The sequence below is a fragment of the Acetivibrio cellulolyticus CD2 genome (genome assembly GCF_000179595.2).
Taxonomy (GTDB): domain Bacteria; phylum Bacillota; class Clostridia; order Acetivibrionales; family Acetivibrionaceae; genus Acetivibrio; species Acetivibrio cellulolyticus.
This window is the reverse complement of record NZ_JH556658.1, coordinates 339,688-347,849: the sequence shown is the minus strand read 5'-3', so window position 1 is coordinate 347,849 and position 8,162 is coordinate 339,688. Positions and strand designations below refer to the sequence as shown.

General features: G+C 29.4%; 3 protein-coding genes and 1 pseudogene. 1 reads left to right on the top strand and 3 read right to left on the bottom strand.

Annotation, left to right across the window (positions count from 1 at the left end; all coding sequences use genetic code 11):
* From ACECE_RS0217345 to dptH, 3 genes are all read right to left on the bottom strand, one after another.
* On the bottom strand, nt 1–498 hold a 498-nt coding region (locus ACECE_RS0217345; protein ID WP_010249526.1), incomplete at its 3' end, for a hypothetical protein.
* Between the two features lie 42 nt (nt 499–540).
* The gene (locus ACECE_RS0217340) at nt 541–2,394 is read right to left on the bottom strand and encodes a KAP family P-loop NTPase fold protein (RefSeq protein WP_010249524.1); all 1,854 of its coding nucleotides are present in this window, start codon (nt 2,392–2,394) and stop codon (nt 541–543) included.
* Between the two features lie 34 nt (nt 2,395–2,428).
* Entirely contained in the window at nt 2,429–7,579 is a 5,151-nt protein-coding gene (gene dptH / locus ACECE_RS0217335; protein ID WP_026073895.1) for a DNA phosphorothioation-dependent restriction protein DptH, read from the bottom strand.
* A 91-nt stretch (nt 7,580–7,670) separates the two neighbouring features.
* On the opposite strand from dptH, the pseudogene ACECE_RS27960 reads away from it, so the two are divergent.
* Nucleotides 7,671–8,162 (top strand): annotated as a pseudogene (locus ACECE_RS27960) (transposase); the annotation flags it as partial.

Below are 8,162 nucleotides of genomic sequence, written 5' to 3'. Positions count from 1 at the left end.
AACTCGGGCAGAAACAATAACCGCTGCTTTCTGATATGCTCCCCATTCTTTTGGTCCAGATATATGCCTTAGACCCTTGATCATATTTTCAACCTCAGTGTCTCCATCTTCCTCAATTAACTCGATTACTGGGAGTCTTTTAATTTGTTCAATAATAATATCACTTATGCTTCTACCCTTTTCTGATTCAGTAATGATTGTTTTACAAGCAGCAATTCTTCTGTTACCCTCTATTACTATATATTTAGTGCCTACATCAAATTCAACAGCTTTAACAACTATCTGATCTACATTAATAAACCCATTGTTTATTATAGAATTTTGTATTATATTTATATCAAAATTCTGCAACATAATTTTCAAAGTTCTTTCCTGAACAGTATTTAAATAAAATTCATTTTCTTCAACTTGTTCATACCCTTCAAATTCAACTAATCTAGGGTTATTTGGATCCAATAAAATATCTTTTAGTTCTACCTCAATATTCTGTAATTTCATTTTTGTTACCCCCTTGTCTATTTTTATTAACTACTTAGCAAACTAATTGTTCAAGGATTTTCTAATTAAATTTTCAAGAACTATCTTAATGTCATCCATTTCTTCATTGCTTGTTATGTTTTCAATTACAAATTGTTTCTTTGTCTTTTCATAACATTTTATTTCTTCAATCTTCTCTATTTCATTTATTAATATACTCGTTAAATTGCTACCACGTTCAAATCGAATGAAAAGCTTATTTTCTTTTTCACTGTATTCAATTCTAAATAAGAAACAACTATCTAGGTCTGTATTACTGTTATATTGACCTTTATATATATGTATATTTCGTTGTAACCCAATAAAATATTTCTTATCATCATACAAATTTTCAAAAAACCATATTAAAAAATTTTGAAATACATCAGCACCTTTTAGTCTGTTTAAAAAAACGGATATTTTTTTACTAGTTATTTCGGATTTGATTTCACCTACTGTACCCCAATTATTCTCCTTATATTCCTCAGAAGTTGTAATATTGCTAACACTAATATATACATTAATATTTTGGAGCTTTTTATCCAAAGATTCAATGGATTTAGTTTTCGTGCAATCAAAGAACAATTTAAAATATTCATTTACAAATACATTCTTAAGATGTTTATCTTTTTGAACACTTTTGTCATCATCATTCTTATTATTTGATAAATTATTTACATATACATAATACTGATCTTTAAATACGCTCTTACATCTTTTCCCTGATAGAAAAGTTTTATAATACTCCTGTTCCAAATCTCTTATAAAGCCTAAAAAACTCAAAATATCCAAATCAATTGACTTATTACTATTTTCAGCATTATTAAACTTAAATCTAATAAAAATATAATTTAAAAAAATTAAATTTAAGATCCTTTTTATCCTTCTAGGATTAATATTCACTTCTTCAAATAATTTAGATAATAATTTCTGTGGTAAAGACTTTTTAAATTCTTTATAATAGTCACAATTATAATCAATTTGAGCTTCTGTTGATGATATTTTTGAATTTAGAATACAATCAATATAAGTCTCTATTGATTTTTCATTTAATGAAGGAATATTAAATGGAACTTGAATAATCTTCTCTAAATACTCTCTAGAGAAATTTTTAAAATTATTATGTAATTTATATTCTTCATTTTTTTCCGCGGGTATTTGACTTCCTTCAATAAATCTTAAAAAGTCTTTATACTTAACATTTAATGCATTTTCTAGATATTCCTTATCACAGCCCAAGAAGAATATACAATTTTCTGAGTTAAGCACTAATTTAATGGATTCAATTACTTCCATAACCTTTTCAGTAGGACATCGGTCCACATCGTCAACAAAAACCACTACTTTTTTTGTTAAAAAAATCTCTGCATCTAATATAAATTTGATTGTTTCTTTTAAAGCATAACTTTCAGATATATATTCGTCAACAATTTGCTTTTGACTCTCAAAACTTAATTTTGAAAAATCATATTCAACCTTGGCCAACTTAAAGTCTGATGTGATTTTTAAAGGTTTAACAATAGCTTTGAATAATGACGCCAATCTATCAGGTTGTTTCTTCTCCTCGTTACACAAATCATTCTCAACTGTCTTATACAACTTTGCTAGAAATGTAGCTACAAAGTTATTATCGTTTCCATACTCCCAAGGGTTCAAGTCAATAGTAAAGAACTTATTTGTTTTGTCTAAACGTTCCTTTACCAAATTCATAAAAGTTGACTTACCAACTCCCCATTTCCCATGTATACCGAAAACAATTGGTAAACTCATAAGATTATTGTGATTACATATTAAATACTCAAAAGCCTCAATATAAGGTAGATATCCTAGATAATCTGCATCACTTATACAATCATTTATAAAGTTTGATGTAGTCATAAGTAATAAACCTCCACAATAATTCTTCTTAAGGTCATTTATTTACTAACTCCCAAAAAGCTTTATCCTTAATGAGTATTGGTTCTAATTTTCCATCCAACTTAACCATACTATTATGTTTCTCCAATTGCTTAACCTTATTTAAAATACTATCTTCCTCAGCCTTCGACTGAGTATTATATATATACCTAATATCCTTATTACTTACATCAGTCACCCTATGAACAACCCATGTCGAAATATAATTTTCATACTCATTATCGCCTGTTGAAAAATGGCTTAACAACTGAGTAGAAAGAATTGTCCCAACACCAAACTCTCTTCCTTCCTTCATAATCTTCTTTATAGCTCTAAAATCCTTGCTTAAAAAGTTATCTGCTTCATCGACCAATACCATCTTTGTAATTTCTCGATAATTGCCATCAATTACACTATGACCAGTAACCTGCATTTGGTTATAAAATATATCCAAAGTAACAGCAACTACAAGATTTTGAATGGTTTCATTATTTCCAGACAAGTCAATTACAGTCACGCCATCAATTATTTCAAAAAGCGGTTTGGTTTTTGATGGATCGGATTCAAAAATTTTAAACAATGACAAATCAGCTAAAGCACTATATAAGCTATCTTCTTTAATATTCTCTCTATCTTTATATATTGAATAAACATCCTCAATAGTAGGCGGAAATCTATTCCAAGTACTTTTATCACTGATATCAATACCCCTTTTTTTGTAAGCTTCAAGTATTAATTCTCTTAAGGAATTCTTCTGGACATGTCCCAGATTAAAAGCAGTTGAAATAGTTTCCTTTAGATTATCTGCAGTATGTAAAGGTAATAGTGGTTTAGGATTATCCGTCAGGAATAAAGCCAAAGGATTATACGGCAAATTAAACAATTTATATACCTTGGCATTTGTAGCCTCAACAAAGTCAGGTTTTATATAGTCACCTTTATAGTCAAAAATTATTATTCCAATTTTTGTTCCGTTCACATTATTAACAGAATTTGTATATAACTGAGTGATTAATGATTTGGTAAACTGTGTTTTTCCAGTTCCCATTGTTCCAATAATACCAGTATTGGTATGCATTACTTTATGAGTTGAAGTTGGATACCAATAAATAGGCATATTATCAAGCTTTGAATGTCCAAATAATATTTTCATTTCTTCTTTTTTAACAGGTACCTCTTTTTTAGTCTCAGCTATAACTTCTTCTGCTACAATTGTTACAATTTTCTCATCAGGTTTTGTGTAAGTTTTAGTCTCTGTTTGAACCTCGTCTTCACAAATATTACCGGCTTTATATTTATTTACAAGCATTTCATCCTTACTCAAATCACAAGTACCATTCACATAGTATTCTTTCAGATTTTCCATATCCTTAAGAATATTTGTATATCCGTCATTTTCAATTAAAGTTAAAACCCGAATATCATCCTGCATTTTCATTGTTCTATCATAAGCATGCTTTTTAAAAGATAATACAGCCCCTCGACCAATAAAGCGATCTAATTCATTGCTTATCTCATAATCATTATTTAGAAGCTTCGTCCTGACTGGAGTATTAATAATCTTATCCCAATTTTGTTGTGGCCATATATCATACAGTTTCATTTTTTCTGCACTTACTATAGCTAATTGAATAAGAAAGTTCCTGTATAAAACACTTATATATTTACTGTCATTTAACTTTTCATCCAGCAAGTTTCTTGTCTTTTGAGCCTGTTCTACTGCCTTATTTATAACATTAGCTTCATTTTCTCCAATTTTGACCTCAATAGGGTAATAATGGACCTTAATTTTATCATCTTTCTCTTGTATTCCAATTAACAATATGTCATCACTTAATGACCCTTTCGCACCCAATGATTTTGCAGAAAATAATCCCTCCCCTTTTGACAATCCAGTTCCACCGGAAATCCTCAATATTTCCTCTAAAGACACAGGAATCCATATTATATCTGGATGATAGAAATAAGCCAGACTTATCTTTACAGCTGACAAAATACTCAGTTTTTCTTTTGGAAAGTGATTGTTATAGGACATCATCCTAAGGAGCCAATCTCCATTTAATGAATTAAATAAATCAATAACTTTAGTTATTTCGCCTTCGCACACAGTTACATTCTTTTGTTGCAAATATTCCTCTATGATAGCCTGATATTGCTTTGACCTTCTTGTAACAGTTATAGCATCATAACCACTTGATGAAGTGTACTGATCGCTATAATGAATAATTAATAGGTCATTTGCTTCATCTTCCGGCTTAAAAAAGTTCAAATCAACTTTAGGTTCAATAAAAGTCACCCAATGGGACGTGTTATACACTTGATCCAAAGATTTCTTATCCTTTTCTGATATTGCTGTAATAATACATTCAGAATGATTATATGGATCAAGCTTTCTTGCTGTTCTCGCCAATGAGTTCAGTTTCACAGACAGGTCAAGTAAAATATTATTGTTTTCACTCATAAATTTAGTTCCAAAACCTGTCCTATATGAATCACCAATATATACAGAAGGTACCCCCGACATTAAACCATCTAATGATACGCCTGAATTAATATCTGCCATTTTACCATAAGTCTCTTTTACGTGCTGATCCATTTGGTAAAAAGCAATATGACAATACTCATAATCCTGGTTGGAGTTATCCTTCATGTAAAAATGAACTTTTTCTCTAAACATATTAAGAATTTCTTCTTCTGTATAAATATCACTATCTAGTCTTATTCCAAACTCATCTTTTACTTGTTGAGTATCATTGTAAAATGATATCTCTTCAAAAACATTAGGAGTATTTCCTTCACAATAAATATGCAAATTTATTGGCAATAACTCTTTAAGTTTCTTTTTACTATTTATTTCACTTAAATAGTATTCAAATATTCCTTGTAGAATTTCTTTACAATCACCCAAATTTATGAGTTTTAATATTATTGGACTACTATTATTTATAAATAAGTATGAAAAATGCTCTACAAATTCACTTATCTTATCTTTTGCAAGCCTTGCAACAAAAGCTCTAGATCCTTTATATCTTGGAATCTTATAATTCACATAATAACTCCATTCTGGAGCAACTTGCTGTTCAATAGGTTTATAGATTTTATCATAATCACTATTTATATACGGTAAAAGATTAATCGGACTTAACCTTCTCAAGTAGTTGTCATCTATTTCATCATTACCAATTACATCATTTAAAACTACCTGATATGCTACATTTAAAGGATGTAACGGAGTAAATATTATTTCTTTTTCTTCAATTGTCCTCTCAATTGTACCTAATTTAATCAAATCTCTTTGTGACGAATTTAACGGAACACTATCTTGAATTTCACTGACCAGTTCAATAAATTTTGATACATACTTAACAGACAATACACTTAAAACATCATCCATATATGTCAAGCTAGGCAATAAACCTCTAACCTTATAGTATTTAATTAATTCCAAATATAGCTTTCTTAGCTCACTATCAATATTTATTTCTTCCGAATAAATTTTTCTTTCATCATTTTCAATGAAATATAAACCTTCATCTTCAATAATTTTCAATTCCAAATCAATATGATATTTGAAATCTTTCTTAGCATAATATTCTTTTGTTCCATGCACAAATTTATTATTATCCTTGTACTCAAAATTAAGTTTATGCTCTCTTTTTAATTTCCAAGCTTTTATGCCTGTTATTTCATCAGGCTTTTCAATCTGCTCTCTTAACGCTAAAGGTATCACTGAATTGCAATAATCAAGCTGTATTCTGATAAATTCCTGTTCATTATCCTGTTCATCCAGTTCCTTAATCAATGTTAATGATTGGTTTTCTGAAAGTAATTGAACATCTAAGCAATAGTCTCTGATTGTTTCTTCAATTGAATGTGGTGCTTTTGGGTTTAAAACCAATTTATCATCATCTGTATTTATCGCTATAAATTTATCTTTAGATTTTATATAATTCACTGTATAACAGGATTTAATGTCTGTTAAAATATTTTCTGTACACTCAACCACAGCTATCCTAAATTCATACTTTACATCTTCATCTTTATATGTAACCTTACAAAAAGTTGTCTTCCCAACACTATGATTAATTATTGTTCGTATTTTCTTACCGGCCTGTGATGAACTTGAAATCTTCTTATCGTCATCAATTATATATTGACTTTTGGTATAATCATCAAAGTTAAATTCAATCGCAATTTTTTCAAGCCTTTTACAGTTAAAAATTAAAATATTTCTAATCCTTGATTTAGCTTTTGATTCAGCTTCCGGCCTTTCCCAATACACTAACCCCTCTTCTGTTAATTTATTTTCTTTTTCTATATATCCAATAACAGAAGCATTCTTTTTATTTTCATATGAAGCCAGAACATACCTGAAGTCTGTTTTTTCCCAATCTTTTGCTTTAAGCTTCTCAATACCTTTATCATCAAAGAATTTTTCTAAATCCTCATCAGGGTTTCCATACTTATGAATTCTATCAACATTTGAAAACAGGAAAAAATTTAATTTAATCCTCTCTTTTGCCTGAGCCACAGGCACTGTATCAAGATCAGCATCATAAAACAAACCGAAATCTTTGTAATTTTCAGAAGTAAGCGTACTATTTTGTATGGCATTTAGCAGATATTCATATTCAAATATTGATGAAGCATCATCAAATATTTCCTTATTTTTATGTTCCAGCACTCTTTCCATCAAAAGTTTATCTGTTTTACTTAATCTAGAGTTATGTATTACTTTATTTATATCTCCGACAACTGTTTTAATATTTATGGGCATACCTTCTTTATGAAGACTCTCAGCACCTTTTATTAAGCTATCTAACGTAGTATGATGAATAAACAATATACATGTATTTATAAACTGTCCTTCAAATCCAACTTTATTTCTTAACAATGTCATAAAATCAGGCTGGATTCCATCAATAGTAGCACTGACTATTATCCTTAACCCATCTGTTATAATACAAAAAGTTTCATAAGTTAATACCCCATCATCATTGTAGTATATAAATCTCTCTACATTTGGATATTGAGACAATGTATTATATAGTTCCCTAACTTGAAATTCATTTTCAAATTGTATACTAAACCTATCCCCACTTTTCAACTGCCTTGAGGAAAAAAAAGAAACTACTTTTTCAGTAAGATATTTGGTAAGTTGTAAAATAAAGTGACGGAAGAAGCAAAAAATTGAGACTCATGGTAAAATCCATTGTATAATGTTTAGCAACCACGAAAAACAAACAAAGGAGAAAACCATGAGCCAGATTAATAATACCGCAAAAACAAAAAAATATAAACACCTAAAAGCAAGAGAAAGATATAGTATTGAAATATTGTTAAAAGAGGGATTAAAACCTTATGAAATAGCACAGCGCATGCAAAGAGGTATCAGAACAATAGAAAGAGAAATATCGAGGGGAAAGATAAAGCTTGTGAACTCTGATTTGACTTACAGAGAAGAATATTGTGCAGATGTAGGGCAACGAATATATTATGAGAATGCAAGGAACAAAGGACCTGGATTAAAGATAGGTAAAGACCACAAATTAGTCAAACACATAGAAAAAAGATTGTAAAAGAAAGTATTCCCCAGATGCAGTGATAGGAGAGATAGAAGCGAAAGGCTTAGAGTTTGAGACCCAAATATGTACAAAGACAGTATATAACTATATAGATCGAGGAGATGTGTTCTTAAACCTTACAAATATAGATCTTCCAGTGAAAAAAGCTGGCAAAAAGAGAGACTA

Bases quoted from the DNA above. Each gene is read 5' to 3' on its own strand.
- ACECE_RS0217340 (WP_010249524.1), bottom strand. From the start codon at position 2,394: ATGACTACATCAAACTTTATAAATGATTGTATAAGTGATGCAGATTAT.